This window comes from Nocardioides carbamazepini (assembly GCF_024614185.1).
Taxonomy (GTDB): domain Bacteria; phylum Actinomycetota; class Actinomycetes; order Propionibacteriales; family Nocardioidaceae; genus Nocardioides; species Nocardioides carbamazepini.
In genome coordinates this window covers 149,962-176,779 of sequence record NZ_JAHTLF010000015.1, presented here as the reverse complement: position 1 = coordinate 176,779, position 26,818 = coordinate 149,962, and the positions used below count along the sequence as shown (strand labels likewise).

The window sequence follows — 26,818 nt, the reverse complement described above, 5'->3', positions numbered from 1 at the left end:
CGCGGCATCGCATGCTGCTCCCATGGAGATCCACCCGTTCGGCCCTGACGACACCGCGGCGCTCGCCGCCTGGACCGACCTCGTCAACGTGATCGCCCAGGTCGACGCGCCCTGGGAGCGGGCGATGACGACCGCGCGGGCCGAGGCCCGGTGGCGCCACGGCTGGGACGGCGAGCCCGGGACGCCGTACCTCGCCCGCGTGGGCGACCGCGTCGTCGGCTGGGCCGCGAACTCGACCAGCGAGTACGACAACCTGCACCTGGCCTGGCTCGACCTGGGCGTCCATCCCGACCACCGGCGACAGGGGCACGGCTCGACGCTGCTCGCCGCGATGGAGGCCGAGGCCCGGCGCGCCGGGCGGACCAGCGTCGTCATCGACGCCTGGGAGTCCGAGGCGGCCGACGGCTTCGCCAAGGTGCACGGCCTGGACCGCAAGTCCGCCGAGATCAACCGGCGCCAGTTCCTCGCCGAGATCGACTGGGCCACTCTCGACCGCCGCTACGACGAGGCGCTTCCCCACGCCGCCGACTACGTCCTGGAGCGCCGATTCGGACCTACCCCGGACGAGGGGCTCGAGGAGCTGGCCGTGATGGCCTCCGCCATCAACGACGCGCCGACCGACGACCTGGACTGTGAGGACGAGGTCTTCAACGGTGAGCGGATGCGCGCCTACGAGACCGCTGTCGACGCGCACGGCGACGACCTCTACCGCGTGGTCGCCCGGCACGTGCCGACGGGCGAGCTGGCCGCCCACACCGTCGTCGCCGTCTCCCGGACCGAGCCGGCCTGGGGCGGCCAGCACGACACGTCCGTCACGCGGGCGCACCGCGGCCACCGTCTCGGCGTGCTGCTAAAGGCGGACATGCTCCGCTGGCTGCGCGACGCCGCGCCCGCGCTGCGCACCATCGACACCTGGAACGCCGAGTCCAACGACAGGATGATCGAGGTCAACGAGGTGCTCGCCTATCGGGTCATGGGGCGGGTCTGGGCCTACCAGCGCCCGCTGGGGTGACGAGCGGCGCCCGTCAGGAGTAGCGGTGGCTCTTGGCGGCGTGCCCGCGCTCACGGGTGCAGGTGCGGCCGCTCATGTTGCGGTGGCCGCACAGGCCGTCGGTGTCGTCGGCGGCACCGTCGTCCTGCGTCGGTGCCGCGGCAGGCGCGACCGGAGCGGCGCTGGCGGGCTTCGCCCGCTTCGCTGCCGGGGCGGGGCGGCCGGCACGGGCCTGGGCCTCGGCGTACCGGGCTTCGCGCATCGCGCGGACTGCGTCCATCTTGCTCATCGGCGGCTCACGGGACCGACCCTAGGGGAGTGGTCCGACAGTTGCCGAGGGTGGGGCTAGGCTCGACGCTTCCGACGACGTCAGGGGCCGACATGGTGGCGAGCAGATCCGCTCGCGAGCGCAAGGCGACCGCGCAGGCCGGCCCGCTGGCCCAGGTGCGGATCGAGGTCGGTGCGCAGGAGCAGTTCGTCTACAAGATCAGCTGCACCCAGTGCAGGGCGAAGGGCCACCGCCCGTGGTCGGCCTACCGTCCGGGTGCCGACAACGGCTTCATGGCCGCGATGGACCGCTGGGTCTTCCACCTCCGGGAGAAGCACCCGTCGAGCGACGCGCCGTGCCTGGAGTTCCTGCCGGCGGCGGAGCAGCGGCTCCACGAGCGACGTGCGCAGCAGGACGCGGCGAGGACGCGACCGGACTGACCGGTCGCGTCCTCGGCCACCAGATCAGATCAGGTACGACGCCGCGCGCTTCAGCTCCGCGGCCGCCTGGACCACGATCCGCTCGACCAGCTCCTCGCACGACGGCAGGTCGTCGATCACGCCGACGACCTGCCCGCTGGCGAGGACGCCGGCGGACGTGTCGCCCTCGACCAGGCCCGCGCGCAGCATGGTCGGGGTGTTGGCGGCGAGGGCCATCTGGCCGAGCGTGCGGCCCTGCGCCTTCTTCATCGCGCGCCCGTCCTTGAGCAGGCCGGTCCACGACATCCCGGAGGACCTCTTGAACTCCAGGGTCCGGCGCATGGTGGGGCCGAGGCGGCGCACGGCCGAGGTCTCCTCGAGCGAGTCGACCAGATCGGTGCGGAGCATCCGGTGCGGCATGCCGTCGACCTTGGTCGTCACGACGGTGTCGGCCAGCCCCTTGGACAGGTAGAGCTCCTTGACCGCGTCGGGGACGGCGGAGTCGCGGGTCAGCAGGAAGCGGGTGCCCATGCCGACCCCGGCGGCGCCGTACGACAGGGCGGCGGCGAGGCCGCGTCCGTCGAAGAAGCCGCCCGCGGCGATGACCGGGATGTCGACGGCGTCCAGCACCGTCGGCAGCAACAGCGTGGTGGGGATGGCACCGGTGTGGCCGCCGCCCTCGCCGCCCTGGACCATGACCGCGTCCGCTCCCCACGAGGCGACCTTCTTGGCGTGCTTGGCCGCGCCGATGGAGGGCATCACGACGATGTCGTGCTCCTTGAGCATGGCGATCAGCTCGGGCTTGGGCGCCAGCGCGAACGACGCCACCTTGACGCCGTGGTCGATGAGGAGCCGGCAGCGGTCGGCCGCGTCGCCGGCGTCGGCGCGCAGGTTGACGCCGAACGGCTCGTCGGTGCGGCCCTTGACCTCGACGATCGCCTGCTCCAGCTCGGTGAAGGTCATCGTCGCCGAGGCGAGGATGCCGAGGCCGCCGGCGTTGGCGGTGCCGGAGACCAGGCGGGGCCCGGAGACCCAGCCCATGCCGGTCTGGACGACCGGGTGCGGGACGCCGACCAGGTCGGTGAACGGCGTCCGGAGCTGCTGCTCACGCATCCGGGACCTCCTTGAAGCGCAGGCCCCTCGGGTCGAGCATCTCGCGGATGAGGAGCAGCTCCTCGTACGACGGCTCGCGGGTGGTCGGCACGTCCGCCGGCACCTCCAGGGCGAACCCGGTGGCCTCGACGACCTCGTCGACGGTGACGCCCGGGTGCACCGAGGCCAACCGCATGGTGCCGTCGGCGCCGCCCAGGTCGAACACCGCGAGGTTGCTGACGATCCGGTGGATGTCGTTGAAGCGGGATGCCGCGGGACCGGCCTCGCGGGCCCGGCGCGGGCCGACGCCGGAGACGATGTCGACGTCCTCGAGGAAGACGCGCGGGGAGTGCTTCGGCACCCAGTACGACGTCCGGTTGTTCACCGTGTTGCCCGGGGCCCCGCGGGAGCCGAGGAGCTGGCGCTTGGGCTGCGCGAACGGTCCGATGGCGGAGATGTTCTGGTTGCCGTGCCGGTCGACCTGGGTGGCACCCATCATCACGTGGCGCTTGCCGTAGGCGACGACGTCGAACACGCGGCGGAACGGGATCCAGCCCTCCACGACGTCCTTGCCGCCGAGCGGCGGGGTGCCGCCGAGGAAGACCGACTCCCCGTCGCTGATCACCAGGTCGGGGTTCGAGGTCAGCTTGGCCAGCCGGACGCCCAGCGTGGGCAGCAGCCCCATCGGACTGGCGAAGATCTCGCCGTCCTCGCTGAAGGCGTCCGCGATCGCGGCGGCACAGACGTCGGCACGGGTGTAGTCCTGGTCGCTGGTTCGGTCGCTCACTTGGCGTTCTCCTCGGTGAAGGCCTGGACGGCGGCCTGGTACGACGCCTCGTCGCCCGACAGGAAGCGGTCGTGGAACGCCTGCCAGTCCTCGTCGGGGCCGGCCGCCGCGGCGGCGTACGCGCGCTGGAACCTCTCGTCGCGCTCGTAGTCGGGCGTGCACGTGCTGAAGTGCGCGCCGTTCGGCGTCTCGACGACACCGCTCACCATCATCCGGCTGAGCAGAAGGCGCTGGACCGGCGTGTCGACGGTCAGGCCGGCCGTGTCGACGACCTGCTCGACGCTGACGTAGGTCTTGTCCGCGGCCATCGCGAAGAGGTCGTCGAAGTAGGGATCCGGACCCAGGTACGACGCGTTGCCGTGCTGGTCGGCGCGGTTGAGGTGGACGAGCGCGGCATCGAGCCGGAGTGCCGGGACGGCGACGAGCTCCTCGTGACCGTGCCCCTCGTCGTACGGGCTGGTGACGGTCGTGATCCAGGGGTTGTTGACCAGGACGTCGGAGCCGAGCCCGGCGCGCATGGGCAGGAACGGCAGCCGCTCGGCCGCGGCCCGCAGGCCGGTCTGGAACATGCCCTCGTCGAGCTCGACGATCTCGGGGATCGAGGCGGACTGTCGGGCGCGCTGGAAGTTCGGCTCGAGCGGGACGGAGTCGAGCGACACGAAGGCGTAGACGAGCCTGCGGATCTTGCCGGCGCGGGCGAGCAGGCCCACGTCGGCACCGCCCCAGCTGACGATGGTCAGGTCGGTGAGGTCGGAGTTGTAGATCGCGCGGACCAGCGCCATCGGCTTGCGCCGCGGGCCCCAGCCGCCGATGCCGATGGTCATCCCGCTCTCGAGGCTGCCGACGACGTCGTCGATCGACATCCGCTTGTCGCGCGGCTTGCGGTTGCTGCTCATCAGGCTCCCTTTGCCTCGTTGTCGGCCTTGGTGTCGGCCTTGTCGGTTCCGGCGAAGTCGTCGCGCAGCTCGTCGCTGACGCCCATCAGGTTGAGCTCGAAGGTGAAGCCCTGTTCCCAGCGGTAGGACTTGTTGACGTCGATCGGGTCGATCCCGTTGAGCGCCTCCTTGGCGGCGCGGATGACCCGGGTGTCCTTGGCGGCGATCTCGCCGGCGACCTTCAACGCGGCGTCGTCGAGCTGGTCGCGGGGGACCACCTCGAGGACGGAGCCGAACCGGACCAGGTCCCTCGCGGGGATGGTGCGGGCGGTGAAGTACAGCGTGCGCATCATGTGCTGCGGGACCAGGCGCGACATGTGGGTGGCGGCGCCGAGGGCGCCCTGGTTGACCTCGGGTACGCCGAAGTAGGCGTCCTCGCTCGCCACGACGACATCGGCGTTGCCGACCAGGCCGACGCCGCCGCCGACACAGAAGCCGTTGACCGCCGCGATCACGGGAACCGCGCACTCGTACACGGCCTTGAAGGCCGCGAAGCAGCCCTTGTTGGCGCCGAGGAGGGCGTCGAACCCGGTGGTGCTCTGCATCTCCTTGATGTCGACGCCCGCGTTGAAGCCCTTGCCCTCGGCCCGCAGGACGACGGCTCTGGTCGCCATGTCGCGGCCGGCCTCGTCGAGGGCGGTCGCCACGTCGAACCAGCCCTGCACGGTGAGGGCGTTGACCGGGGGTGCGTTCATGGTGACGACGCGGACCCCGTCCGGCCGCAGCACGCTGGTGACTGTCATGCCCGCATGCTACCAAGCATTTGCTTGGTAGCATGTGTGGCGTCCCGCGTCCGAGTGGACGACCCGACGTCGTAGAGGAGACCGAAGTGAGCAGGTTGCTGGAGGGGCGGGTCGCGATCGTGACCGGTGCCGGACGAGGCATCGGGCGCGCCCACGCGCTGGAGCTCGCCCGGCACGGCGCCAAGGTCGTCGTCAACGACTTCGGCGTGTCGCTCGCCGGCGAGGGCACCGAGGAGACCCCTGCCCACGAGGTCGTCGCCGAGATCGAGGCGATGGGCGGCGCGGCGGTCGTCAACGGTGCCGACGTCGCGGACTTCGCAGCCGCCGAGGCCATGGTCCGCCAGGCGATCGACCTGTACGGCGGCCTCGACATCCTGGTCAACAACGCCGGCTTCGTGCGCGACCGGATGCTCGTCAACACCAGCGAGGAGGAGTGGGACTCCGTCGTCCGCGTCCACCTCAAGGGCCACTTCGCGCCGCTGCGGCACGCGGGCGCGTACTGGCGCGCCGAGGCGAAGGAGGGGCGTCAGCGTGCGGCCCGGGTGGTCAACACCTCGTCGGGCGCCGGCCTCCAGGGCTCGATCGGCCAGGCGACGTACTCCGCCGCCAAGGCGGGCATCGCCGGCCTCACCCTCGTCGCGGCTGCCGAGATGGGCAGGTACGGCGTGACCGTGAACGCGATCGCCCCCGTGGCGAGGACCCGGATGACCGAGGGGGCCTTCGACACCTCCGCCATGGCCCTGCCCGAGGACAACTCGCCGATCGTTGCCTGGCTGGCATCCGAGGAGGCCGGCGACGTGACCGGCCGGGTGATCGAGATCGACGGGTCGGTGATCACTGTCGAGAGTGGCTGGGCACACGGCCCGGCCCGCGACAACGGCGCCCGCTGGGAGGCCGAGAAGGTCGGTCCGGCCCTCCGGGAGCTGTTGGGTGAGGCGCCTGTTCCCGAGCCGGTCTACGGGGCCTGAGTCGCGGGACAGTTTCGCCGGTCGACCGGCGAAACTCTCTCTTGACCGACGCGGTTTCATCGGTCAGGTGCGAGTTCTGACGGTCGGGTCGAGGGGTGGTCCGTCATGCGGCGATGGCGAAGCAATGGAGGATGCGCTCTGACGTCGTGCGCGGACGATCGAGATCGGCCCACACCAGGCGGATCATGACCCAGCCCGTGAGTTCGCGGAGCAGGTCCTCACGGTGCTTCTCCCGCATCACCATCTGTTCGATCGTCTCCCCAGGGCGGCGTAGTCGGTGGTACTTCTGCAGGCCATCGAACTCCAACATGACGCGCCGCTCCGGCCATGCGAAGTCAACTCGGCCGGCGAGGCGCCCACTGGGATGGTGGATCTCGAGTTGAGGTACCGGGATCGGCAATCCCTCGCGCCGGCAGAGCAACCGCGTCCTGGTCTCACCGACCGATTCCGCGGCACCGTCTGCCAATTGGAGGACCCGGTGGAGGGCCAAGGTGTCCGGCCAGTGCTTCATCGCGGCGAAGGTGACCTCGAGTTCTGGGCGTGTCGTCAAGCCAGCCTGCAGGAACCAGTCGAGTACGGCGACCGCGGGCTCCTGCGCGGCGAGGCTGGCCGTGTCGAGAGCAGTTCGTGTCGGAGCGGTGATCCAGCCCGTTGCGTCACGCGTGACGTCGCCGACCCGGCACACGCCCCGGTGATGCACGACCTTCGCCTGATTGCGCTCACTGGTGCCGTCGAGGCTCGTCACATGGGCGGATGACAGGTCCAGGCCCCAGGTCGGCCCACCCTGCTCGACGCTGGCGCTGACGTGCGAAGCGGCCACGGTGTCGCCGTACAGCTTTCGCACAGACGCCAGGAGCAGAGAGTGCTGCTCGACGGAGCTCGCTGATTCCCAACGTTCCCGCAGGGTGTACGCGCCCTGCCTGATCCGGACGATGTGGCCGGCTCGGAGGGCGCGCCGTAGAAAGTTGTCGTCCGCGCCCATGGCGATCGCGTCACGGCGCAGGAGGATGCCGTTCTCGTCGAGCATCGATTCGAGCATGCGGATCAGGATGCTCGAATTCCCGCCGACCCGTCCCCGCCGAGCTACCGCTCTGTGGACAACCGGTCATTGAGGTGCACGACCCGCACCGACCTGACCGATGCAACTGTCTCCTGGCCGACGGAACTTCGTCGGTCAGGAGACAGTTTCGCCGGTCGACCGGCGAAACTGTCGTCGCCGGCGCGGCCTCAGATCCGCTCGATGATCGTCCCCGTGGCCATCGCGCCGCCGGCACACATCGAGATGAGCGCGGTGGAGGCGTCGCGGCGCTCCAGTTCGTGCAGGGCGGTGGTGATCAGTCGGACGCCGGTGGCGCCGACGGGGTGGCCGAGCGCGATCGCGCCACCGTTGACGTTGACCTTGTCCATGTCGACGCCGTGGACGCCGGCCCACGAGAGGACCACGGACGCGAAGGCCTCGTTGACCTCGAACAGGTCGAAGTCGCCGATCGCCATGCCGGTCTTGTCGAGCAGGCGCTGGGTGGCGTCGATCGGGCCGTCGAGGTGGTAGTAGGGGTCGGAGCCGACGAGGCACTGCGCGACGATGCGGGCGCGCGGCTGGAGGCCCAGGGCCCTTGCCTTGTCCTCGTCCATGATCAGGACGGCGGCCGCGCCGTCGGAGATCTGCGAGGACGTGCCTGCGGTGTGGAGGCCGCCGTCGAGGACGGAGCGCAGGCCGGCGAGGCCCTCGGCGGTGGTCGCGCGCAGGCCCTGGTCGGTGTCCACGAGCCGGGTCTCACCGGTGGGCTCGCCGGACTCGGAGAGGACCGGCGCCTCGATCGCGGCGATCTCCCGCTTGAAGCGGCCCTCGTCGACGGCGACGCGGGCCTTGGCCTGCGACGCCAGGCCGAGCGCCTCGAGGTCGGCGCGGGTGATGCCGCGGTGCTTCGCGATGCGGTCGGCGGCCTCGAACTGGTTCGGCATGTCGATCGACCAGTCGGCGGGCCGCGGGTCGCCCAGTCCGGGCGGCACGTTGGCGCCGAGGGGGATGCGCGACATCATCTCGACGCCACAGGCGATGCCCACGTCGATGGTGCCCGCCGCGACCATGTCGTTGACCAGGTGGGTGGCCTGCTGGCCGGAGCCGCACTGCGCGTCGAGGGCGGTGCCGGCGGTCGCCTGGGGGAGTCCGGCATACAGCCACGCGCGGCGTACGGCGTCGTTGGACTGCTCGCCGGCCTGGGTCACGCAACCGCCGATCACCTGCTCGACGAGCGCGGGGTCGACGCCTGCGCGACGGAGCACCTCGGCCTGGATGAACCCCAGGGTCTGGGCCGGATGCAGGCCGGCCAACCAGCCCTTGCGCTTGCCCAGAGGGGTGCGGACTGCTTCGACGATCACCGGGTTTCCCATGCTCGCACCGTAGCATTCAAGTAGAACACGTTCTAGTCTCGTCCCTGTCGACGCCGCGCCTCGGGAAAGTCATTTCACGAAACCCTTTCGTATTGGCGCGATGCTTTGTACGGTGGCTCTAGAACGTGTTCCAACCCCATGGCTGTCCCGTAGCGAAAGGTTCGTGGTGTGACCGAGCTCCTCATCCCGACGGATTGGGATCCCACCGATCCCGACATCAACGAAGTCGCCGTGCCCCACGAGCAGTTCCGCGCGCTGCGCGCGAGCGAGCCGATCCGCTGGATCGAGCAGGTCCCCGAGGCCCGCGCCGGCTTCCTCGACACCGGCTACTGGGCGTGCACCCGCCATGCCGAGGTGCGCCAGGTCTCCAAGGACAACGAGAACTGGTCGGCCATGGAGAACGGCGTCATCATCCGGTTCGCGCCGGACATGACCCGCGACCAGGTCGAGGTCCAGCGCGCGATGCTGATCCACCACGACCCGCCGGACCACACCAAGATGCGCGGCATCGTCTCCCGCGGCTTCACCCCGCGGGTCATCGGCTCGCTCAAGCAGGCCCTCAAGGACCGCGCCTACGAGATCGTCGAGCAGGCGGTCGCGAAGGGCAGCGGCGACTTCGTGGAGGACGTCGCCTCCGAGCTGCCGCTCCAGGCCATCGCCGACTTCCTCGGGGTGCCCCAGGAGGACCGCAAGAAGCTCTTCGAGTGGTCCAACCAGATGATGGGGTACGACGACCCGGACATCGGTGCCGACCCGGCGGTCGCGTCCATGGAGATCCTCGTCTACTTCGACCAGCTCGCCAACGAGCGGCGCGCGAACCCGCAGGACGACATCGTCACCAAGCTGATCAGCGTCGGCCTGGACGACGACCACGGCGCGCTCACCAACGACGAGTTCGGCTTCTTCGTCATCCTGCTGACCGTCGCGGGCAACGAGACCACCCGCAACGCGACCACGCACGGCATGCACGCCTTCTTCGAGAACCCCGACCAGTGGGAGCTGTGGAAGAAGGACCGCCCGGAGACCGCCATCGACGAGATCGTCCGCTGGGCGACCCCGGTCACCGTCTTCCAGCGCACCGCCAAGAAGGACACCGAGCTGGCCGGCCAGGCGATCAAGAAGGGCGACCGCGTCGGCATCTTCTACGCGTCGGCGAACTTCGACGAGGACGTGTTCGAGGACCCGTTCAAGTTCGACATCCTGCGCGAGAACAACCCGCACGTCGCCTTCGGCGGCCACGGCGCGCACTACTGTCTGGGCGCCAACCTGGCCCGCCTGCAGATCAACCTGATCTTCAACGCGCTCGCCGACCTGGCCCCGAACATCTCACTCGCCGGTGAGCCGCGCCGACTGCGCTCGGGCTGGCTGAACGCCATCAAGGAGATGCAGGTCTCGTACGCCTGATCCTTCAGCGCACGTTCAGGGTGGCTCCGCGACAATGGAGCCACCCTGACTGCTTTCCCGGAGGTCGCATGCGTGTCCTGGTCGTCGACGACGAGCGGCGGCTCGCCCGCACCCTCGAGATCGGTCTCGGCGCCGAGGGCTTCGCGGTCGACGTGGCCCACGACGGCACCGACGGACTCTGGTTGGCCCGGGAGAACCCGTACGACGCGATCGTGCTCGATCTGATGCTGCCGGGCATCAACGGCTACAAGGTCTGCGAGACGCTGCGTGCCGAGGGCAACTGGACGCCGATCCTGATGCTCACGGCGAAGGACGGGGAGTGGGACCAGGTGGAGGGCCTCGACACGGGGGCCGACGACTACCTGACCAAGCCCTTCTCGTTCCCCGTGCTGGTCGCCCGGCTGCGGGCGGTGGCGCGCCGGGGCGCCCGCGAGCGGCCGACCTCGCTGGAGGTGGGCGACCTGGTCATCGATCCCGCGGCCCGTCGGGTGCGCCGCGGTGGGGACGAGATCGGCCTCACTGCCCGTGAGTTCGCGGTCCTGGCCTTCCTCGCCCGGCACCAGGGCGACGTGGTGTCCAAGCGCCAGATCCTCGATGCGGTGTGGGACGGCGACTTCGACGGCGACCCGAACATCGTCGAGGTCTACGTCCGGCATCTGCGCAACAAGGTCGACCGTCCCTTCGGGCGGCGGGCGATCGAGACCATCCGCGGCGCGGGCTACCGCCTCGCGAGTGACGGCGGCTGACGTGCGCGCCCTCGGCTCGGTGCGGTTGCGCACCACCCTCGCCGCGGTTCTCGTCGTGGCCGTGGCACTGCTCGTCGGCGCGGCGGCGCTGGTGTTGACGGTGCGCTCCTCCCTGCGTGACGCCGCGGAGACGACGGCCGAGCAGCGCGTCGCCGACCTCGTCGCCCAGGTCGAGGCGAGTGGTCCACCGGGCGTCGCGGCCGACGAGGAGGATGACGACGACGAGCCCGAGGACGTCGTCTGGCAGGTGATCGGCCCCGACGGACGGGTCGTGGCCGCGGATCCCTCGCTCCGGGGGAGTATCCCCGACGCGGACGACGACGTGGTCGCCCTGCCCGGGGGCGAGTACCCGTACGTCGTCGCCCGCGACGACACCGAGGACGGGTCGGTCGTGGTCGTCGCCGTGTCGCTGGAGGACGTCGACGAGACGACCACCGCTCTCGTAGCGCCGCTCCTGCTGGGCGCGCCGCTGCTGCTCCTCGTGGTCGGCGCGACCACCTGGCTGGTCGTGTCCCGCGCGCTGCGACCCGTGGAGCGGATCCGGGCCGAGGTGGAGCTGATCAGCGGGTCCAGCCTGGAGCGCCGCGTGCCCGAGCCGCCGGCGCGGGACGAGGTCGGCCGGCTGGCCCGCACGATGAACCAGATGCTGGCCCGGCTGCAGGGCGCCCGCGACCGGCAGGAGGAGTTCGTCGCCGACGCCTCCCACGAGCTCCGCTCCCCGCTCGCGAGCATCCGGCAGGCGGCGGAGGTCGCCCACGCCCATCCGGGTGCTCTGCCGGAGGCGGAGCTGGCCGACACCGTCCTCGAGGAGGCGCTGCGGATGCAGGCCCTCGTCGACCAGCTCCTGGCGCTCGCCCGAGCGGGCGACACCCGGGCCCGGAGCCCGTGGGTCGACGTCGACCTCGACGACCTCGTCCTCGCCGACGCCCGGCGGATCGGCCGGGACGACCTGGCGGTGGACACGCGGGGTGTCGGTCCGGGGCGGGTCCGCGGCGACACCGTCGCCCTCGCCCAGGTGGTGCGGAACCTCGTCGACAACGCCGCCCGGCACGCGGGGTCCCGGCTCGCCCTCACGCTGCGGACGACCGACGGTGCTGTCTTGCTCACCGTGGAGGACGACGGCACCGGGATCCCGGACGGCGACCGCGTCCGGGTCTTCGAGCGGTTCGTCCGGCTCGACGACGCCCGGGCACGGGACGCCGGCGGCAGCGGCCTCGGCCTGGCCATCGTGCGCGAGGTCGTCGCCGCTCACGGAGGCTCGGTCACCGCCGAGCAGAGCGACCTCGGCGGCGCCCGGTTCGCCGTACGGCTGCCTTCCTGAACGGGCCTTCAGACGGCTTCAGGGAAGGTTCAGCGACCTACCGGCAGGCTCGGGCCAACAACCGATCCGAACGAGAGGCAGCTCCCCATGAACATCAGCATCCTGCGCCGCAAGCGCATCATCCTCCCCACCCTCGCGGCGGTCGCGGTGATCGGCGCCGGCGGTGTCTTCTGGGCCGCGTCGGCCGACGACGTCTCCGGTGGTGAGCGCGACCGCGTGGCCGCGGCCGCCGTGGAGGCCGCTGGCGGCGGCGAGGCCGTGGACGTGGAGAAGAGCGACGACCCGGGGGAGGCGTACGAGGTGGAGGTGCGGCTCGCCGACGGAACCGAGGTCGACATCACCTTGGACCAGGACCTCGCGGTCCTGACCAGGGACCGCGACGACGACCGGTACGACGACCGCGACGACGACCGGTACGACGACCGCGACGACGACCGGTACGACGACCGCGACGGGGTCGACGGGGTCGACGCCGACGACCGCATCCTGAGCGACGCGGAGCGGGCGTCCGCCGAGCAGGCCGCGCTGGCGGCCGTGGGCGGCGGCACCGTGCTCGACGTCGACCCGAGCGACGACCCGGGCGTCGCCTACGAGGCAGAGGTCCGGGACGCCGCGGGTGTCGAGTGGGACGTCGACCTCGATACCGCGTTCGCGGTGGTGGCCAAGGTCGCGGACAACTGAGGCCTGCTCCCCGCGACGCTCGATGTGCAGTAGCGTTGCGGTGAAGGCAGGCCGACATTCAGGAGGTTGCGATGAGCGACGTCAACGCCGATCAGTTCCCCGGGTTCTCGGAGAACCACTACCAGCACGGGATGCACTCCCTCGCCTGGATCTCGCTGTGGGTGATCGTGGGTCTGGGTGTCGCATGTGGCGTCTTCGGGTTCTTCTGGGGTCTCAGCCACTGATCCGCCGCCGGTCTGGGCTCCGGGCTCAGGACCCGTTGGTACGCCGCACCAGATCGTCCACGACGGCGGGGATGCTGCCGCCGCTGCGCTCGTAGGCGGCGCGTTGGCGGGACGCCCCGCCCTCCGACAGCACGCGAGGCAGCGCATCGCGGACCAGGTCGGTGTCCTCATAGGCGTCGAGCTGGTCGGTGACGGCGCGCAGGAGCCTCGCGACCACCTCGCGGGCGGGCGTGAGCATGCGGGTGGCCGGGTCGAGGAGCCGGTCGGTCAGCCCGTACCGGGCGGCACGCCACCGCGCCGCCCTGAGGAGCTCGGCGCGCCAGGGCCCGGCCGTCAGGCCGCCGCCGTCGAGCACGGAGCACACCAGGGCCCGGGCGAGGACCGCCACGAGCGTCGCGTCGTCCGGGTCGGTGCACACGTCGCCGATGCGCACCTCGACGGTCGGCTGATGTGCGGAGAGCCGTGCGTCGAAGTAGAGCATCCCCGGGTCCATGGCGGCACCCGACGCGATCAGCTGCCCGCTCAGGGCGTGGTAGGCGGCGGCCGACCCGAACGCCTCGGTCGGGCCGGCACTCGGCCACTGCGCCCACAGGTGGGACCGCCAGGAGGCGTAGCGCGTGTCGCGGCCGTGGTAGAAGGGCGAGTTCGCGCTGATCGCCAGGAGCACGGGCAGCCAGGGGCCGAGGGCATCGATCGCCCGCACGCCCTCGTCGTCGTCGGCGACGCGGACGTGGACGTGCTGGCCGCAGGTGCCGCCCGGCCGGGCCACCTCGCCGTAGGTCTCCACCATCGTGAGGTACCTGTCGTCGCGGGTCGTCCGTGGCGGGCCACCCGGCAGCGGAACGGCGCCGGAGGCGGCCGTCAGGACACCGGCCGCCTCGGCGGCGCGGGCGGCGCACCGGCGCAGCCGGACGAGGTGATCGTGGAGCTCGCTCGCGCGTGTGACCGGCGGCGTTCGCGTCTCCAGCTGGTGGGCGAAGAGCTCGTGGTCGAGCTCCTCGCGAGGGTCCATGCCCTGCTCGGCAGCCCGCCGGAGCACCTGCTCCGCGCGCGGGGCAGCGGCGCGGGTCTCCGGGTCGACGAGGATCAGCTCCTCCTCGACGCCCATGGTTCGCCGGTCCATCGCACCCACCGCCACCTCGCTCGTGACGAGGCGGTACCCCCGGCGAGGAGGGCCAGCCGCAGGCCGACCGGGTCAGTCGCGCGCGGTGAGGACGAGCGGGTCGCCCGAGGTGATCGCGACCGTGTGCTCGGAGTGGGCGCCGCGAGAGCCGTCGGCGCTGCGGATGGTCCAGCCGTCGGGGTCGAAGACGATCTCGTCGGTCGTGTGCAGGAACCACGGCTCGATCGCGATGACCAGGCCGGGCCGCAGCTTGATCCCGCGTCCGGCGCGGCCGTCGTTGGCGACGTGGGGCTCACCGTGCATGGTGCGGCCGACGCCGTGGCCGCCGAACTGCAGGTTGACCTCGAGCCCGGCCTCGTGCGCGACGCTGCCGATGGCGAAGGAGATGTCACCGAGGCGGTTGCCGGCGCGGGCGGCCGCGATGCCGGCGTCCAGGGCCCGCTGCGTGACGTCGATCAGCGCCAGGTCCTTCAGGTCCGGAGTGCCGACGACGACCGACAGGGCCGAGTCGGAGACCCATCCGTCGACGGCGGCCGCGAAGTCCACGGAGAGCAGGTCGCCGTCGCGCAGCGTGTAGTCGTGGGGGAGGCCGTGCAGCACCGCGTCGTTGACCGAGGTGCACAGCACCTTCCCGAACGGGCTCGCACCGAACGACGGGTGGTAGTCGATGTAGCACGACTCGGCACCGGCGTCCTTGATCATCCGGTGCGCGAGCTCGTCGAGCTCGAGCAGGTTGACCCCGACATCGGCCTTCTCGGAGAGCGCCTGGATCACCGAGGCGACGAAGCGTCCGGCGGGGCGCATCTGCTCGATCTGGGTCGGGGTACGAAGCTCGATCACGACTCCAGACTACGGCGCGCCCGCCGACTCGCGTGTGGGGGCGGGCGCGCCGTGGAGGAGCGTGATCAGTTGGTCGGCCTGTCCGCGCCGACGACCCACATCGCGAAGAACTGCGACCCGCCGCCGTACGCGTGGCCGAGGGCCTTGCGGGCCCCGTCGACCTGGTGCTCGCCGGCCGCGCCGCGGACCTGGAGGGCGGCCTCGCCGAAGCGGAGCATGCCGGACGCGCCGATCGGGTTCGAGGAGAGCACCCCGCCGGAGCAGTTCACCGGGAGCCGGCCGGTCATCGCGGTCTCGCCGGCCTCGGTGAGCCTCCAGCCCTCCCCTTCGGCGGCGAAGCCGAGGTTCTCCAGCCACATCGGCTCGAACCAGGAGAACGGCACGTAGATCTCGGCCGCGTCGATCTCGTCGATGGGTGAGGTGATCCCCGCCTGCTTCCACAGCGCGGCCGCGGCGTCCCGGCCGGCCTGCGGGTTGACCTGGTCGCGCTCGGCGGCCGTGGTGGGCTCCGAGCGCATGACGGTGCCGTGGATCCAGGCCGGGTTCAGCGAGGCGGCGGCGACGTCGTCCGCCGCGATGACGAGCGCGCACGCGCCGTCGGAGGAGGGGCAGGTCTCGTCGTACCGGATCGGGTCCCAGAGCATCTGCGAGGCGAGCACCGACTCGACGGTGGTGCCCTCGTTGTGGAGATGCGCGTAGGGATTCTTCAGCGCGTTGGTGCGGTCCTTCGCGGCGACGATCGCGCCGATGTGGCTGGGCGCGCCGGAGCGGCGGATGTAGGAGCGCACGTGCGGGGCGAAGTAGCCGCCCGCGCCCGCGTGCACCGGCATCACGAACGGCACGGGCACCGAGAGCGCCCACATCGCGTTGGACTCCGACTGCTTCTCGAAGGCCACCGTGAGCACCTTGCGATGCACGCCCGACTGCACGAGCGAGGCCGCGACGATCGCGGTCGAGCCGCCGACCGAGCCGGCCGTGTGGACGCGCAGGAGGGGCTTGCCGACCGCACCGAGCGCCTCGGCGAGGTAGAGCTCGGGCATCATCACGCCCTCGAACAGGTCGGGAGCCTTGCCGACGACGATCGCGTCGATCTCGTCGAGCGTCATGCCGGCGTCCTCGAGCGCGCGGTCCATCGCCTCGCGGCACAGGCCGGCCATGGACACGTCCTCGCGCTTCGCGCGGTGGTGGGTCTGGCCCACGCCGATCACGGCTGCGGGAGTCTTGCCCATCAGATCCCCATCCCTTCAGACACGGTTTCCATCACACAGACGAGGTTCTGCTGCAGCGCCGGGCCGCTGGTGGCGTGGCCGAGCACCTTGTCGGCGGTGCCGTCCCAGATCCGGCGGGCGGCCTCGCCGATCCGGATCGCGCCGCCGGTGAACATGGGATTGCCGGCGAGCGGGCCGCCCGACGGGTTGATCCGGGCGTCGTCCGCCAGGCCCAGGTCGTGACGCAGGATGAGCTCCTGGTGGCTGAACGGCGCGTGCAGCTCGGCGATCTCGACGCCGTCGAGCCCACCGACCGCCGCGGCGGCGCGGGACGCCGACTCCGCGCGGGTCAGGTCGCGGGTGCCGAGGTGGAGCCCGTCGGTGAAGTGGGACAGGCCGGTGATCCAGGCCGGGCGCTCGCGGACCTCGCGTGCCCTGTCGCCCGCGGCGAGCACGATCGCGGCGGCGCCGTCGGTGACGGGCGCGGCGTCGTGCTTGCGGAGCGGGTCGGCGAACATCGGCCGGGCGAGCAGCTCCTTGACGGAGGAACCGCCCGCGCGCACGGCGTACTCGTTCTTCTCGGCGTCGGTCAGCGACCGGTTCACGACCTCCGCCATCGCGGCCTCGTCCCACGCGCCGCCGTCGATGCCGAGGCGGGCCTGCAGCGCGGCGATCGACACGGTGTCGGGCCACAGCGGGGTGAGGGTGTAGGGGTCGAGCTGGAGGCTGAGGGTGCGGCGTAGCACACCGGCCGACGCCTTGCCGAAGCCGAACACGAGGGCGGTGTCGACCTCGCCGGTCTGGATCTTCAGCCACGCCTCGTAGAGCGCCCAGGCCGCGTCCATCTCGACGTGCGACTCGTTGACCGGAGGCAGCACCCCGATCGCGTCGATCGCGCTGACGAACGAGAACGACCGGCCGGCGAGGTAGTCGGAGGAGCCGGAGCACCAGAAGCCGATGTCCTTCTTCGTCCAACCGGTCTGCTCGTAGCACTCGCCGAAGATCGGCACGAGCAGCTCGGCACAGGTCGGTGACCCGTCGTAGTCCTGCATCTGTCGCTGGGCGAACCCGACAACGGCAACGTCACGCATCTCAGTGATCTCCTGGTCGCCCGGTCAGAGGTGGTGCTTGTAGGTGTCGTAGTCCGCGTCGGCGTCACCGGTCGGCGCGAAGTGGCTGATGTTCTCGATCGTGGTGCCCCACTCCTCGCGGGGCTTCCAGACCGCCTTGACCCGCAGGCCCATCCGGATCTCCTCGACCGGGATGTCGAGGATCAGGTGCTGCAGCGCGATGTCCGCGCCGTCGAGCAGGATGTAGGCCGACACGTACGGCGGCGTGATCTTCTGCCCCAGGAACGGCACGTTGACGATGCAGAAGGTCGTGACGGTGCCGGTGTCGGACAGCTCGATCTCCTCGACCGTCGGCACGCCGTCGACCGGGCAGGCCGGCCGCGGTGGCACGTAGACCTTGCGGCACTGCGGGCACCGTTGGGCGACGAGCCGGCCCTCGGCGAGCCCGCGGAAGAAGGCCGACTCCTCGGGCGAGGCGGCGTAGGTGTAGTCGAGGCTGACCGGCGTCACGATGCCGGTGACCTCGCCCTCGCCGGCGACCGGTGCGGCCGCGGCCGCCGTACCGGTGTCGGGGACGAACACCACGTCGGTGATGGCACCGGTGCGCTCGGTGGCCCAGCGGGCGCGGACCTTCAGGCCGGTGCTGATCTCGTCGGGGCTCGCGACGTCGACGGCGTGCAGCAGCGGGGCGTCCGTGCCGTCGAGGGTCACCAGGGCGAAGGCGAAGGGCCGGTCGAACGGCTGGCCGGCGACGGGCTCGCTCACCCAGGTCCACGAGGTGACGGTGCCGGTCTCGGCGACGTCGACGAAGTCGGCCGTGGCCCGGTGGGTGACCGGGTCGAACTCCGGTGGCGGTACGACGACGCGGCCGTCGCTGAGGCGGGCGCCGACGAACTGTCCGTCGCGGAGCCCGGTGAGGAAGCGGCCGAGCACCGGGCCGACCGAGCGGGTGTAGTCGAAGGACACCGTCACCGGTGCCGAGAGGGTGCGACTCATGACCCGAAGTGAAACATGTTCCGGCAGAAAGTGAAACATGTTCTAGAAATGGATCTGGTCGATCCGTCATGATGCGAGGCATGAAACTGGGCTTGCAGCTGGGGTACTGGTCCGCACAACCGCCGCAGGGCGTCGGCGAGCTCGTCGCCGCGGCGGAGGAGTCGGGCTTCGACGCGATCTTCACCGCCGAGGCATGGGGGAGCGACGCGTTCACGCCACTGGCCTGGTGGGGCCGGGAGACGTCGCGGGTCCGCCTCGGCACGTCGATCGTCCAGATGTCGGGCAGGACCCCTGCCTCGATCGCCATGCACGCCCTGACCCTGGACCACCTCACCGGCGGCCGGGTCGTCCTCGGCATGGGCGTCAGCGGACCGCAGGTCGTCGAGGGCTGGTACGGCGTCCCGTTCTCGAAGCCGCTCGCCCGCACCCGCGAGGTGGTCTCCATCATCCGCCAGGTCCTCGCCCGCGAGGCGCCGGTGACCAATGACGGCCCGCACCATCCGCTGCCCTACGGCGGTCCGGGGGCGGTCGGCCTCGGCAAGCCGCTCAAGCCGATCGTGCACCCGCTGCGCGCGGACCTGCCGATCTGGCTCGGCGCCGAGGGGCCGAAGAACGTGGCCCAGACCGCGGAGATCGCCGACGGCTGGATCCCGATCTTCTACACGCCCAAGAGTGCCGGCATGTACCAGCCGTGGCTGGACGAGGGCTTCGCCCGACCGGGCGCGCGGCGCACCCGGGCCGACTTCGAGATCGCCGCGACCTGTCACCTCCAGGTCGTCGGCACGCCCGCGGAGAAGCAGCTGGTCATCGATGGCATGAAGCCGTTCGTCTCGCTCTACATGGGGGGCATGGGCGCGAAGGAGCAGAACTTCCACCACCAGGTCTTCACGCGGATGGGGTACGGCGAGCTGGCCGACGAGGTGCAGGAGCTGTACCTGTCCGGCGAGAAGGACAAGGCCACCGCGCTCATCCCGGACGAGCTCGTCGACGACATGCACATCATCGGCACACCGACGGAGGTCAAGGAGCGGGTCGCCCAGTGGGAGGAGACCGGCGTGACCACGCTGCTCCTGTCCTGTCGCAGCGCGGCGGAGGTCCGGGGGATCGCCGACCTGCTCGCCTGATCTTCACCGCGCGGGCACGCGTGGCACCCTGTCGCCTGTCGGTGGCGCGGGCTACCGTCTCCGCATGAGGCGCGAGCCGCACGAGAACGTCGCCACGGTGCTGGTCGATCCTGTCCTGCTGCCGGACCTCGAGCTGGAGCTGGTCGAGCTCGACCTGTGGGTGTGGCCGGTGCGGTCGGCGCCGATCTGCGTCGACGGGCCGCGCACGGAGTTCCAGGTACGCCGCCGGCTGCTCGAGGCGCAGCGCGGTGCCTGGGACTGCGCGGCCGCCTGGGTCCCGGTGTGGATCAGCTTCGGCGAGCGCTGGGCCAGCGGCGACGACCCCCTGCCGTGGTCCGCCCACCGCGCGCTGTGGCAGGTGCTCGACGCCCACGCGGACCAGGTCCGCTTCCGTCGCCGTCTCAGCGGGGTGCGGCCACTGGTGGCGCCCGTCGAGCGGCGTCCCGCGAGCTGAGCCACCGCGGCGGGAGCTCTTGCCGGGCGACTAGAACACGTTCTAGTCTGCGACGGTGACCGACACGCTTCGCACCGCTGCCCACAACGGCCACCTGATGGTCGCGGCCCTCAAGCGCCACGCACACCGCCCGATCGTGCACCTGGGCGACGTCGCGCTCACCGGCAAGGAGACGGCGGACCGGATCTCGCAGTACATTCAGGCCTTCGAGTCCCTCGGTGCGGGACGGGGCACACCGGGCGCGCTGCTCGCGCTGAACCGGCCCGAGGTCCTCTTCATCCTCGGTGCGGGCCAGACCCAGGGCTTCCAGCGGACGTCGCTGCACCCGCTCGGCTCCGCCGACGATCACGCCTACGTCATCAACGACGCCGGCATCACCACGCTGGTCATCGACCCCTACTTCGCGGGCCGTGCCGTCGAGCTGCTCGGCAAGTGCCCGGGGCTCAAGCAGGTGCTGACCATCGGGCCCGTGCCGCCGGAGCTCGCGGAGGTCGGCACCGACCTCACCGAGGTCGCGGCGTCCTTCGAGCCACAGCCGTTCCAGGCCGCCCTCCTCGAGCCCGACCACATCACCTCGATCACCTACACCGGTGGCACGACCGGCAAGCCGAAGGGTGTCATCGGGACGGTGCGCGCCTTCTCCACGATGGCGCAGGTCCAGATGGCCGAGTGGGAGTGGCCCGAGGAGCCGCGCTTCCTCATGTGCACCCCGCTCTCGCACGCCGGGGCCGCGTTCTTCGTCCCGGTCGTGCTCAAGGGCGGGACGCTCTTCGTCTCCTCGCGCTTCGACCCGGCCGAGGTGCTGCGCACCATCGAGGAGAAGCGGATCAACTCGCTGATGCTGGTGCCGACCATGCTCTACGCGCTGATGGACCATCCGGACTCCCACACGCGCGACCTCTCCTCGCTCGAGACCGTCTACTACGGCGCGTCGGCTATCAACCCGGTCCGGCTGAAGGAGGCGATCGAGCGGTTCGGCCCGGTCTTCGCCCAGTACTACGGGCAGTCCGAGGCGCCGATGGTGATCAGCTACTTCCCGAAGGGTGACCACGTCGACGCGGAGGGCAGGCCGGTCGAGAGCCGGCTGACGTCGTGCGGCCGCCCCTCGGCGTACCTGCGCGCCGCGCTGCTCGGCGAGGACGGTCGCCCGGTCCCGCAGGGGGAGCCGGGGGAGATCTGCGTGGCCGGCCCGCTGCTCTCGGCCGGCTACTGGCAGCTGCCGGAGGCGACCGCCGAGACCTTCCGCGACGGCTGGATGCACACCGGTGACGTGGCGCGCGAGGACGAGGACGGCTTCTGGTACATCGTCGACCGCACCAAGGACATGATCGTGACGGGCGGCTTCAACGTCTTCCCCCGTGAGGTGGAGGACGTCATCGCCGAGCACCCGGCGATCGCCCAGGTCGGCGTCATCGGCACCCCGCACGAGAAGTTCGGCGAGGCGGTCACCGCTGTCGTCGTCCTGCGCGAGGGCTTCGAGCTCACCGACGAGGTCGTCGCGGAGATCAAGGAGACCGTCAAGGAGCGGAAGGGCTCGGTGCAGGCGCCGAAGGACGTCATCGCGGCCGACGCGCTGCCGCTGACCGCGCTCGGGAAGCCCGACAAGAAGGCGCTGCGCGCCCGGTTCTGGACGGGGGAGCGCTCGGTCGGCTGAACGGCGCCGGAGCCCCCGTCACTCGTCGATGAGACGCAGTATCTCGTCGCGGGAGGAGTCGATATGGCGACGCATCGCCGCTGACGCCGCCTCGCCGTCACCCTCGGCGATCAGGTCGAGCACGAACTGGTGCTGGGAGTGGCTCGACTCCTTGATCACCTCGAAGTCGGCCAGATCGACGGGTTGGAACATGCTGGCGCGACTGTCCTCGATCGCGGCCGCGAGATGTTGATTGCCCGCGGCGCGAGCCACGGTGAGGTGGAAGACCGTGTCCGCGCGACGGAACTCGTCCTTGTTGCTCACGGAGCGCAGCGTCTCCTGGGCGAGCCTCATCTCGGCGAGATCCTCCTCGGTGCGCCGCGTCGCGGAGAGCCGCGCGGCGACCGACTCGAGCTCACGACGGAACTCGATGAGGCTCAGCAGCGCGGTCCGCCGCTGACGCAGCTCGTGGAGCGCGACCGCCGGCGCGACGCTGTTGTCCTGGATGATCGCACCGCCCGCATTGCCGCGCACGATCTGGATCTGACCGCTGCCCTCCAGGACCCGGAACGCCTGGCGCAGCGTCTCTCGCGCCACGCCGAGCCGTTCGGCGAGCTTGCGCTCGGCCGGCAGCTTGTCGCCCGGCAGCAGACGGCCCAGCGAGATCTCGCGCCGGATCAGGTCGACGACGTCGGCGTAGCCCGCGAGCGGGTGATCGGGGCGGAGGGTCGCGGGAGTGCGCACCAGCGGTGTGTCGGCCATGACGAGGTCATCCTAGGGTGTCGGGGTCGGTGACTCCGCCTGGTCTCCCTGCGCCACGGCGTCCAGGATCGGTGCCTGCCGCTGGCGGGAGCCGATCACGTAGCCGACGACCGCCGTCGCGAGGATCAGCACAGGCATGGCGTTGACCAGATCGGAGTCGCTGCCGGTCACGACCGCGTAGTTGTCGAGGATCACGAAGGCGAAGTAGGCCAGCGCCAGGCCGGCGGTGACGGGGGCGATCACGTGGTGCCACGGGCGCACGGCTCCGTGGCGACGGAAGTAGAACGGCACCGAGAACGAGCACAGGGCCATCAGGATGATGACCGAGAGGGATCCGATGCCCGCGGCCTGCGAGCCGAGGTCGACGTACGGGTCCGCGCCGGCGAGCACGTAGACCAGAGCGACGAGCGCGACGATGGCGGCCTGGGTGATCCCCGCGGCCTGCGGCGTCTGCCGCTCCGGGTGGGTGCGGGCGAGGTAGCGCGGGAGGACCCCCTCGCGGCCGAAGGCCATGAGGTAGCGCGACGACATGTTGTGCAGGGCCATCAGGACGGCCAGCAGACTCGTGAGCAACAGCCAGTCGATCACCGTGGTCGAGCCGTCGCCGAGCACCGAGGCCATCGCGTCGATGGTGAAGGCTCCCGGATCGGCGGCGGCCACGCTCCCGGCGTCCGTGCCGCCGTTGGTGCCCACGAGGATCCACGCCGTCAGCACGTAGAGCGTGCCGATCACGCTGATCGCCAGATAGGTCGCCTTCGGCACGGTCCGGCGGGGGTCGCGCGCCTCCTCACCGAAGATCGCGGTCGCCTCGAAGCCGATGAAGCAGGTCACCGCGAAGAGCAGGGCCAGGCCGGGGGAGCCGGACACGATCTCGCTCGGCGAGAACGACTCCGCCGGCAGGACGTCCAATCCGTGCCGGGCGACGGCCACGAGGTCGAAGAGCACCAGGACTCCGGTCTCGACGAGCAGGATGACCCCCAGGGCGCGGACGTTCAGCTCGACGCCGCGGACGCCGATGACCAGCGCGATCGCGAGGGCGACGGCCGAGAACAGCCACCATGGCAGGTCGAGGCCCAGCTGCGCTTCGAAGGTCTGTTGGGAGAAGTAGCCGATGAGGCCCACGACGTAGATCGTGAGCACGTTGTAGGCGACGACCGCGACCAGTCCGGCGGCCATGCCGATCCGGCGGCCGAGGCCGGCGCTGATGTAGGCGTAGAACGCGCCGGCGTTGACCACGTGGGCGCTCATCGAGGTGTAGCCGACGGCGAAGAGCGCGAGGACGACCGCGACGAGCAGGAAGGTGCCGGGCGCGGCCACGCCGTTGCCGAACCCCACGACCAGGGGCAGGGCGGTGGCCATCGCGGTCAGTGGCGCAGCGGTCGCGACGACCATGAACACGATGCCCCAGGGGGTGATGCTGTCGGCCTTGAGGGAGTCTCGCCGTGGTGCCGTCATGGGTTCTCCTCGGTGGTCCATGTATTGATGGCATGGACCGTAATATAGGCCAATGGTCCATGGCGAGGGTTTTCGCGAGAAACTTCTCCGCTCGTTCCTCGTCTGGTCACGCGGCGTCCCACTGGGAGCGGGGCGAAGTTCGACGAGATGCTGGACCATGCTGGCCCATTGGTCTACCGTATGTGCCAATGCAGGCGGTCCGTCGCCTCAGTACGAAGCAGGAGGGTGGTCATGGTCGGCCGAAGGAGCTCAACACGCCGTCAGGCGGCGGGTGGCGGGGACACCGCGGAGGAGAGGCGGTGAGGGGCCCCGGCAGCAGGCCGGTCATCGGACTGACCGGCCGGCGCATGGCGGCGCGTGTCATCGGCGTTCCGCTGGGGTTCGACGACGCGCCTCTCGACGTCTACATGAGCGAGTACGCGACATCGGTGATCGATGCCGGGGGCATCCCACTGCACCTGCCGCTCGACATGCGTCCCGAGGATGTCCTCGACCTCGTCGACGGGGTCGTGTTCGTCGGCGGCGCCGACGTGGACCCGCGCCGGTACGGCGGCGTGCCCCATCCGCGCTCGGGCGGACTCGAGCCGATGCGCGACGAGTTCGAGCTGGACCTCGCCACTCAGGGGCTCGGTGCCGGCGTACCGATGCTCGGCATCTGCCGCGGCGCCCAGCTGCTCAACGTGGCGCTCGGCGGCACGCTGGTCGCCGACCTGCCGATCGGCCAGGGCGAGTCGCACGCCTCGTACGCCTACCCGCGGGCGCACCGTTCGCACGCGGTCTCCTTCGCCGCCGGCTCCCTGCTCGAGGCGCTCTACGGGCCCGAGGCGGTCGTCAACTCCTTCCACCACCAGGCCGTCGACCGGCCCGGTCGCGACGTCGTGGTCACGGGCCGGGCGGGCGACGGGGTGGTGGAGGCGTTCGAGGTCGCCGACCGTCCGGTCGTCGGCGTCCAGTGGCACCCCGAGTGCTTCACAGCAGATCCGATCTTCAACTGGCTGGTCGACGCGAGTGTCGCCCACAAGCTTCAGGAGAGTGCAGCATGACCGCAGTACACGGCGGCAAGATCGCCTACATCACGGGCGCCGGGTCGGGCATCGGGCGGGAGACGGCCCTGCGGCTGGCCCGCGACGGCGCCCGCGTGATGGTGACCGACATCGATCTCGCGCTGGCCGAGGCCACCGTCAAGGCGATCGAGGACGACGGTGGCACCGCGCTCGCCGCCGCCGTCGACGTGCGCGACCGAGACGCCGTCGCGGCGTCGGTGCGCACGGTGGAGGAGAGCTGGGGCGCCCTGCACCTGCTGGTCAACAACGCCGGCCTGGTGACCCCCCACTCGTTCCGCGACCTGACCGACGACGCCTGGGACCTCGTGCTCGACGTCAACCTCAAGGGCCAGTTCGTCGTGGCGCAGGTGGTGGCGCCGCTCATCGCTCGCTCCGGCGGGGGCGCGATCGTCAACCTGTCCACCGTCGAGGCGATCGCGGTCGTCACGTCCGGCTCCACGACGCAGCCGCACTACAACGCGAGCAAGGGCGGGGTGCCGATGCTGACGAAGGCACTCGCCATCGAGCTGGCGCCCGACAACATCCGCGTCAACTGCGTCGCCCCCGGCCCGATCGCCACGGACTTCTTCGACCTGGAGATGGTCACCTCGGATGCCGGCCTGGAGTTCATGAAGCAGCGGCTGCTGGTGCCTCGGGTCGGGCAGCCGGCCGACATCGCCGCCGCGGTCTCCTTCCTGCTCTCGGACGAGGCCTCGTTCATCGACGGCATCCAGCTGCCGGTCGACGGCGGGTGGCTGACCCGATGAGCGCGGCCTGGCTGCTGGATGCCACCGACCTGGTCGCGCACGGCATCCACACGGTCATCGTCGCCTCGCCGGATCTCCAGGGTCGCCTGGTCGGCAGGCGGGTTCCGGTCGAGTCCTTCGATCGGGTCGTCGAAGAGGGGGTCGAGGTCTGCACCTGTGTGTACGCCTGGGACCTGACCCAGGACCTCGGGCTCGTCGAGGCCAACGTGTTCCCGCTGTGCGGCATGCACAACGGCGTACCGGACGTCACCTTCCGGCCCGACCTGGGCACGTTGCGGCGCGCCGCCTGGCTCGACGGCATCGCGATCTGCCTTGCCGACCCGTGGGACGCCGCGAAGGGCGAGTACCTGCCCCTGTCGCCGCGCGTGATGCTGCGGCAGCAGATCGAGCGCTTCGGCGCGCACGGCCTGCGTGCCCAGATGGGCACGGAGCTGGAGTTCTACCTGTTCCGCAACGAGCCGCGTGAGCTGCGGCGGTCGGGCTTCCGCGATCTGGAGCCGACGACCATCGTTCCGGCTGACTTCATGATCCACGAGGGCAACACCTACGAGCCGTTCTTCCGCAAGCTCCGCGCCGACCTGAAGGCCTCCGGCATCGAGATGGAGGCCGCCCAGTCGGAGTGGGGCACGGGGCAGTGGGAGATGACCTTCCGCTACGGCGATCCGCTCGAGATGGCCGACCGCCACGCGCTCTACAAGCTCGCGGTCCGGGACAGTGCCTCGGCCGCCGGCATGAGCGCGACCTTCATGGCCAAGCCGCTGAACGGCGGGCAGCCGGGGTCGTCGTGCCACGTGCACTTCTCCGTCGTCGACAACGAGGGCCGCCCGGTCTTCTGGGACGACGACGCCCCGCACCATCTGGGGGAGAGCATGCACCAGGCGATCGGCGGCATCCTGCAGGAGGTGCCGACGTTCATGGCCTGGTACGCCCCGACCGTCAACTCCTACCGGCGGGCGAACGGCTCCGACGTCGCCGGCTGGGGGCGCACCTGGGGCCTGGACAACCGCACGACCTCGGTGCGGATCGTGGGCAAGCGGCCCCGGGACCTGCGCCTGGAGTTCCGGTTGCCGGGTGCCGACACCAACCCGTACCTGACCCTCGCGGGCCTGCTCGCCTCGGCGCGACAGGGAATCGAGCTGGGCGTGACGCCGCCGCCGATGACGGACGGGAACGGATACGAGACGCCGATCGACGCCGAGGTCCCGCTGCATCTCGGTGAGGCGGCGAAGGCCTTCGCCGCCTCGTCGTTCGCCCGTGCCGAGTACGGCGACGAGGTCGTCGAGCACTTCCGGATCCTGCTGGAGCACGAGTGGCGGTCCTTCCTGGGCACCGTCAACGACTGGGACCTCGACCGCTACTTCGACAGGATCTGA

General features: G+C 70.9%; 28 protein-coding genes. 14 read left to right on the top strand and 14 right to left on the bottom strand.

Going from position 1 to position 26,818, the window contains the following annotated elements; genetic code table 11:
* Positions 1 to 22 precede the first annotated feature (22 nt).
* On the top strand, positions 23 to 1,012 hold the full coding sequence (locus tag KVF89_RS10755) for a GNAT family N-acetyltransferase (protein WP_257425537.1): 990 nt from the start codon (positions 23 to 25) through the stop codon (positions 1,010 to 1,012).
* Positions 1,013 to 1,025: 13 nt separating this feature from the next.
* On the opposite strand, the gene KVF89_RS10750 is transcribed toward KVF89_RS10755, so the two are convergent.
* Complete coding sequence (locus tag KVF89_RS10750; protein WP_257425535.1) at positions 1,026 to 1,280, bottom strand: hypothetical protein; 255 nt, start codon at positions 1,278 to 1,280, stop codon at positions 1,026 to 1,028.
* Between the two features lie 92 nt (positions 1,281 to 1,372).
* Between KVF89_RS10750 and KVF89_RS10745 the strand changes: the two genes are divergently transcribed.
* Positions 1,373 to 1,699 (top strand): hypothetical protein, encoded by a 327-nt coding sequence (locus KVF89_RS10745; RefSeq protein ID WP_257425534.1) that lies wholly within the window; start codon positions 1,373 to 1,375, stop codon positions 1,697 to 1,699.
* A gap of 24 nt (positions 1,700 to 1,723) precedes the next feature.
* On the opposite strand, the gene KVF89_RS10740 is transcribed toward KVF89_RS10745, so the two are convergent.
* Genes KVF89_RS10740 through KVF89_RS10725 form a run of 4 tightly spaced genes read right to left on the bottom strand, consistent with a single transcriptional unit; the run spans position 1,724 to position 5,235 of the window.
* Positions 1,724 to 2,791 (bottom strand): NAD(P)H-dependent flavin oxidoreductase, encoded by a 1,068-nt coding sequence (locus KVF89_RS10740; RefSeq protein WP_257425532.1) that lies wholly within the window; start codon positions 2,789 to 2,791, stop codon positions 1,724 to 1,726.
* Complete coding sequence (locus KVF89_RS10735) at positions 2,784 to 3,557, bottom strand: CoA-transferase subunit beta (protein ID WP_257425531.1); 774 nt, start codon at positions 3,555 to 3,557, stop codon at positions 2,784 to 2,786. Before KVF89_RS10735 ends, KVF89_RS10740 begins: the two co-directional genes overlap by 8 nt.
* Complete coding sequence (locus tag KVF89_RS10730) at positions 3,554 to 4,453, bottom strand: CoA transferase subunit A (protein WP_257425529.1); 900 nt, start codon at positions 4,451 to 4,453, stop codon at positions 3,554 to 3,556. Before KVF89_RS10730 ends, KVF89_RS10735 begins: the two co-directional genes overlap by 4 nt.
* Positions 4,453 to 5,235, bottom strand: coding sequence for an enoyl-CoA hydratase family protein (locus tag KVF89_RS10725; RefSeq protein ID WP_257425527.1), 783 nt, complete (start codon positions 5,233 to 5,235; stop codon positions 4,453 to 4,455). Before KVF89_RS10725 ends, KVF89_RS10730 begins: the two co-directional genes overlap by 1 nt.
* A gap of 86 nt (positions 5,236 to 5,321) precedes the next feature.
* Here KVF89_RS10725 and KVF89_RS10720 point away from each other — a divergent pair, with 86 nt between their 5' ends.
* Positions 5,322 to 6,203 (top strand): SDR family oxidoreductase, encoded by an 882-nt coding sequence (locus KVF89_RS10720; protein WP_257425526.1) that lies wholly within the window; start codon positions 5,322 to 5,324, stop codon positions 6,201 to 6,203.
* A gap of 103 nt (positions 6,204 to 6,306) precedes the next feature.
* On the opposite strand, the gene KVF89_RS10715 is transcribed toward KVF89_RS10720, so the two are convergent.
* On the bottom strand, positions 6,307 to 7,242 hold the full coding sequence (locus KVF89_RS10715) for a type IV toxin-antitoxin system AbiEi family antitoxin domain-containing protein (RefSeq protein WP_257425525.1): 936 nt from the start codon (positions 7,240 to 7,242) through the stop codon (positions 6,307 to 6,309).
* A gap of 188 nt (positions 7,243 to 7,430) precedes the next feature.
* Positions 7,431 to 8,594 (bottom strand): steroid 3-ketoacyl-CoA thiolase, encoded by a 1,164-nt coding sequence (locus KVF89_RS10710; protein ID WP_257425524.1) that lies wholly within the window; start codon positions 8,592 to 8,594, stop codon positions 7,431 to 7,433.
* A gap of 168 nt (positions 8,595 to 8,762) precedes the next feature.
* On the opposite strand from KVF89_RS10710, the gene KVF89_RS10705 reads away from it, so the two are divergent.
* The 5 genes from KVF89_RS10705 (at position 8,763) to KVF89_RS10685 (ending at position 12,970) form a co-directional block, all read left to right on the top strand.
* Positions 8,763 to 9,998 (top strand): cytochrome P450, encoded by a 1,236-nt coding sequence (locus KVF89_RS10705; RefSeq protein WP_257425521.1) that lies wholly within the window; start codon positions 8,763 to 8,765, stop codon positions 9,996 to 9,998.
* Between the two features lie 68 nt (positions 9,999 to 10,066).
* On the top strand, positions 10,067 to 10,744 hold the full coding sequence (locus KVF89_RS10700) for a response regulator transcription factor (protein WP_257425519.1): 678 nt from the start codon (positions 10,067 to 10,069) through the stop codon (positions 10,742 to 10,744).
* Positions 10,731 to 12,065, top strand: a complete 1,335-nt coding sequence (locus tag KVF89_RS10695; protein ID WP_257425518.1) for a sensor histidine kinase — start codon at positions 10,731 to 10,733, stop codon at positions 12,063 to 12,065. The genes KVF89_RS10700 and KVF89_RS10695 overlap by 14 nt, the downstream gene beginning before the upstream one ends.
* Before the next feature lie 87 nt (positions 12,066 to 12,152).
* Entirely contained in the window at positions 12,153 to 12,746 is a 594-nt protein-coding gene (locus KVF89_RS10690; RefSeq protein ID WP_257425517.1) for a PepSY domain-containing protein, read from the top strand.
* A 71-nt stretch (positions 12,747 to 12,817) separates the two neighbouring features.
* Positions 12,818 to 12,970 (top strand): hypothetical protein, encoded by a 153-nt coding sequence (locus tag KVF89_RS10685; RefSeq protein WP_257425516.1) that lies wholly within the window; start codon positions 12,818 to 12,820, stop codon positions 12,968 to 12,970.
* A 25-nt stretch (positions 12,971 to 12,995) separates the two neighbouring features.
* Here KVF89_RS10685 and KVF89_RS10680 read toward each other — a convergent pair whose 3' ends face one another.
* From KVF89_RS10680 to KVF89_RS10660, 5 genes are all read right to left on the bottom strand, one after another.
* The gene (locus KVF89_RS10680; protein ID WP_257425515.1) at positions 12,996 to 14,093 is read right to left on the bottom strand and encodes a carboxylate-amine ligase; all 1,098 of its coding nucleotides are present in this window, start codon (positions 14,091 to 14,093) and stop codon (positions 12,996 to 12,998) included.
* Positions 14,094 to 14,165: 72 nt separating this feature from the next.
* Positions 14,166 to 14,933 (bottom strand): type I methionyl aminopeptidase, encoded by a 768-nt coding sequence (map, locus tag KVF89_RS10675; protein WP_257425514.1) that lies wholly within the window; start codon positions 14,931 to 14,933, stop codon positions 14,166 to 14,168.
* A gap of 65 nt (positions 14,934 to 14,998) precedes the next feature.
* Positions 14,999 to 16,162 (bottom strand): thiolase family protein, encoded by a 1,164-nt coding sequence (locus tag KVF89_RS10670; protein WP_257425512.1) that lies wholly within the window; start codon positions 16,160 to 16,162, stop codon positions 14,999 to 15,001.
* Entirely contained in the window at positions 16,162 to 17,232 is a 1,071-nt protein-coding gene (locus tag KVF89_RS10665) for a thiolase family protein (protein WP_257425511.1), read from the bottom strand. Before KVF89_RS10665 ends, KVF89_RS10670 begins: the two co-directional genes overlap by 1 nt.
* A gap of 24 nt (positions 17,233 to 17,256) precedes the next feature.
* On the bottom strand, positions 17,257 to 18,207 hold the full coding sequence (locus tag KVF89_RS10660) for a Zn-ribbon domain-containing OB-fold protein (protein ID WP_257425509.1): 951 nt from the start codon (positions 18,205 to 18,207) through the stop codon (positions 17,257 to 17,259).
* A gap of 80 nt (positions 18,208 to 18,287) precedes the next feature.
* Between KVF89_RS10660 and KVF89_RS10655 the strand changes: the two genes are divergently transcribed.
* From KVF89_RS10655 to fadD8, 3 genes are all read left to right on the top strand, one after another.
* Complete coding sequence (locus KVF89_RS10655; RefSeq protein WP_257425508.1) at positions 18,288 to 19,331, top strand: LLM class F420-dependent oxidoreductase; 1,044 nt, start codon at positions 18,288 to 18,290, stop codon at positions 19,329 to 19,331.
* 64 nt (positions 19,332 to 19,395) lie between these two features.
* Positions 19,396 to 19,785: a hypothetical protein gene (locus KVF89_RS10650; protein ID WP_257425507.1), complete on the top strand. Its 390-nt coding sequence runs from the start codon at positions 19,396 to 19,398 to the stop codon at positions 19,783 to 19,785.
* A gap of 55 nt (positions 19,786 to 19,840) precedes the next feature.
* Positions 19,841 to 21,439 carry a fatty-acid--CoA ligase FadD8 gene (gene fadD8, locus KVF89_RS10645; protein ID WP_257425505.1) on the top strand — a complete coding sequence of 533 codons (1,599 nt, stop codon included), beginning with the start codon at positions 19,841 to 19,843 and terminating at the stop codon, positions 21,437 to 21,439.
* 18 nt (positions 21,440 to 21,457) lie between these two features.
* Here fadD8 and KVF89_RS10640 read toward each other — a convergent pair whose 3' ends face one another.
* Together KVF89_RS10640 and KVF89_RS10635 are read right to left on the bottom strand one after the other, a co-directional pair.
* The gene (locus KVF89_RS10640) at positions 21,458 to 22,180 is read right to left on the bottom strand and encodes a FadR/GntR family transcriptional regulator (protein ID WP_257425504.1); all 723 of its coding nucleotides are present in this window, start codon (positions 22,178 to 22,180) and stop codon (positions 21,458 to 21,460) included.
* Between the two features lie 12 nt (positions 22,181 to 22,192).
* Positions 22,193 to 23,635 carry an APC family permease gene (locus KVF89_RS10635; RefSeq protein ID WP_257425502.1) on the bottom strand — a complete coding sequence of 481 codons (1,443 nt, stop codon included), beginning with the start codon at positions 23,633 to 23,635 and terminating at the stop codon, positions 22,193 to 22,195.
* Positions 23,636 to 23,934: 299 nt separating this feature from the next.
* On the opposite strand from KVF89_RS10635, the gene KVF89_RS10630 reads away from it, so the two are divergent.
* The 3 genes from KVF89_RS10630 to KVF89_RS10620 are packed head-to-tail and all read left to right on the top strand — an operon-like array spanning position 23,935 to position 26,818.
* Positions 23,935 to 24,678 carry a gamma-glutamyl-gamma-aminobutyrate hydrolase family protein gene (locus KVF89_RS10630; protein ID WP_257425501.1) on the top strand — a complete coding sequence of 248 codons (744 nt, stop codon included), beginning with the start codon at positions 23,935 to 23,937 and terminating at the stop codon, positions 24,676 to 24,678.
* Entirely contained in the window at positions 24,675 to 25,445 is a 771-nt protein-coding gene (locus tag KVF89_RS10625; RefSeq protein WP_257425499.1) for an SDR family NAD(P)-dependent oxidoreductase, read from the top strand. The genes KVF89_RS10630 and KVF89_RS10625 overlap by 4 nt, the downstream gene beginning before the upstream one ends.
* Positions 25,442 to 26,818 carry a glutamine synthetase family protein gene (locus KVF89_RS10620; protein WP_257425498.1) on the top strand — a complete coding sequence of 459 codons (1,377 nt, stop codon included), beginning with the start codon at positions 25,442 to 25,444 and terminating at the stop codon, positions 26,816 to 26,818. Before KVF89_RS10625 ends, KVF89_RS10620 begins: the two co-directional genes overlap by 4 nt.